Genomic DNA, 2,196 nt, shown 5'->3' on the forward strand with positions numbered 1-2,196 from the left:
GAAGGGCGACCACCCCTCACACTAACGCACACGGCTTGCATGGATTCTTTCGGCGATAGAAGGGCGCGGTGGATCGAGATGCCCGACCAGACAGAGGCCCCGACCTTCGACTGCAACTGGGTCCCGGTCGGGAACGGGCGGCTCACGCTCTGGCACCGCCCTGGTGCGAGGGCCGTGCCGGCGCTGAGGGCATTCGGCTGCGACTGCGTGGTCACCCTGTTGTCGGCGAGGGAGGGAGCGGCCGTCGTCGGCGAGTTGGTCGAACAAGTTGGCATCGAGTGGGTGTGGCTTCCCCTCGAAAACGGACAGCCTCCGCGGGGTACGGCGTCCGAGGCCGTCCTCGCAGCCCTGCCAGTCCTCGCCGAACGGCTTGATGGCGGTCGCTCGATCCTGATCCACTGCTCGGCCGGCATCCACCGGACTGGGATGGTGGCCTTCGCGCTGATGCGGTGGCACTCGTACACCGAGGAGCAGGGGCTGGCGGCCATCGGCCGGATGAGAGCCCACACCGGAGCCGGGGTCCAGCGGAAGCAGGTCGACTGGGGCAACCTCAGAGTTGTCCCCGGCCTCTCGAGCCCATCCGCGCGGGCAGGGCAAGACGCCGAACCCGACGCAGCAGCAGACGGTCGACTCGGTGGCGGTTCGTGACCCACAGCTCACAGCGAGGCCGCTGCTGAGCCAGTTGTTCGGCCCCGGAGCCGCCGCAGATGGAGTTCTTTCCGCCAGGGGTGCTGGACGACCACCCGGATCTGCACGCGCTCCACGAGCGGTGGTACGTTTCGCACCTCATGGCGATGCAGGAGCGGCCCCTGCACCCGCCGGCCCCCGACCAGCCGACGGTCTTCCGACTCCTGTTCCTGCCGACGTTCACCCGCCCGGCCCTCGTCCGGGTCACCGACGCCGGGGGGTGGCGGGTCGCCCGCAAGCAGACTGACGGGCGGGGCGGGTACGAGCCGGGCCAGTTGGTGTCCGAGGCCGAGTGGGAGTTGACCCCCGGCGAGGCCAAGCGGCTGGGTAAGCTGGTCGAGCGGGCCGGGTTCTGGGACCTGCCTACGGCCGAGCGGGCCGACGGGCTGGACGGCTGGCAGTGCGTGGTCGAGGGCGTGCGGACCGGCCGGTATCACGTGGTGGACCGGTGGTCCCCGCGGCGGACCCCGTTCGCCGAGCTGGTCGGGTTCCTGCTCGGCCTGTCCCCGGCGGTGCCGCGGGAGGCGGGGCCGGCGAAGTACCTCGGGTCGTTCGCGGAATTGGCCGAGCGGATGCGGCCGCGTTCTTCGGATGGCGAGTAGGGCCGAACCATCTGCAGGGCAGACCAGCCCGGTTAGCCACCACGTCCCAGCCGGTCGCGCGACCGGTCGTCAGCTCGGGTCAGATCCATGCGGCAAGAACGGCGACGGGCCTGCCGGGATCACCACACTACCCCCTTGTCGCGCGACAAGAGAACACCAGGACGTGGCCCCACTCCGGCTCGCACGACCGCCCGGTGATTTGTTGCGGCCGCCGCGGCGGTTGGGTACGGTAGGGCGGCCGGACGACACGGCCCCGACGTCGGCGGATGGCTTCGAGTGGCGGAGGGTGTGGCCAACATCCTGGCCGGGCTAACCGCCTACCCTCACGGGTGGCGCGGCCTGCTCCCGCCCACCGTCGGAACGCTCCTTGGCCTCCCGCTCGGCTTGCTGCTGGAAACCCGATCCGTCCGCGGGGACGGCCCCCGGCCCAACCATTCGGAATGCGTGATGCCCGAGCCTGACCCTACGCCGGAAGTCCCGTCGCCCGAGCGGCCCGAAGGGGAACCCGCCGCCGAGTCGTCACCGAAACGCTCCCTCTGGTACTGGCTGCTCTACGTGTTGAGCCCGGCGCTTTCTTGGGCAGTATGTAGCCAAGAGGACGACGAGCGGGGGCGGGCGCTGAGGGAGAAGGAAGAGCGGATTCGCCGCGAACACCCGGATCTGAAGGACGTGCGGGAGGCGGCAATGAACGAGATGCAGTGTCCCGCGTGCAAGTCCACGATCAACCCGATCACGGGGGATGGATACCACTCCCCACGGGGAGAGCCGTGGGTCATGCTCTGCAACCAGTGCAAACGACGTATTGAACCGGACACCTGATCCCGCGACTTACCGTTGCAACCGGGGCTAGGGCCAATGCCCTTCAGTTAAGCACAACGACAGCCTCGCGGAAGGGTTTCGTCGGCTG

3 protein-coding genes are annotated in these 2,196 nt (G+C 69.3%); all 3 read left to right on the forward strand.

Annotated elements, in window-relative coordinates; genetic code table 11:
* Nucleotides 1-78: 78 nt before the first annotated feature.
* The 3 genes from ACTIGN_RS18680 (at nt 79) to ACTIGN_RS18690 (ending at nt 2,108) form a co-directional block, all read left to right on the forward strand.
* Complete coding sequence (locus tag ACTIGN_RS18680) at nt 79-648, forward strand: protein-tyrosine phosphatase family protein (RefSeq protein WP_439626557.1); 570 nt, start codon at nt 79-81, stop codon at nt 646-648.
* Nucleotides 649-707: 59 nt separating this feature from the next.
* Nucleotides 708-1,289 (forward strand): hypothetical protein, encoded by a 582-nt coding sequence (locus tag ACTIGN_RS18685; protein ID WP_439626559.1) that lies wholly within the window; start codon nt 708-710, stop codon nt 1,287-1,289.
* Between the two features lie 447 nt (nt 1,290-1,736).
* Entirely contained in the window at nt 1,737-2,108 is a 372-nt protein-coding gene (locus ACTIGN_RS18690) for a hypothetical protein (protein ID WP_439626561.1), read from the forward strand.
* The last annotated feature ends 88 nt before the right edge of the window (nt 2,109-2,196 follow it).

Origin of the sequence: Gemmata sp., from assembly GCF_051859125.1 — a bacterium.
Taxonomy (GTDB): Bacteria; Planctomycetota; Planctomycetia; order Gemmatales; family Gemmataceae; genus Gemmata.

Excerpts from the sequence above, each read along its gene's own strand:
- ACTIGN_RS18685 (WP_439626559.1), top strand. The coding sequence starts at position 708 with ATGGAGTTCTTTCCGCCAGGGGTGCTGGACGACCACCCGGATCTGCAC.
- ACTIGN_RS18690 (WP_439626561.1), top strand. The coding sequence starts at position 1,737 with ATGCCCGAGCCTGACCCTACGCCGGAAGTCCCGTCGCCCGAGCGGCCC.
- ACTIGN_RS18680 (WP_439626557.1), top strand. The coding sequence starts at position 79 with ATGCCCGACCAGACAGAGGCCCCGACCTTCGACTGCAACTGGGTCCCG.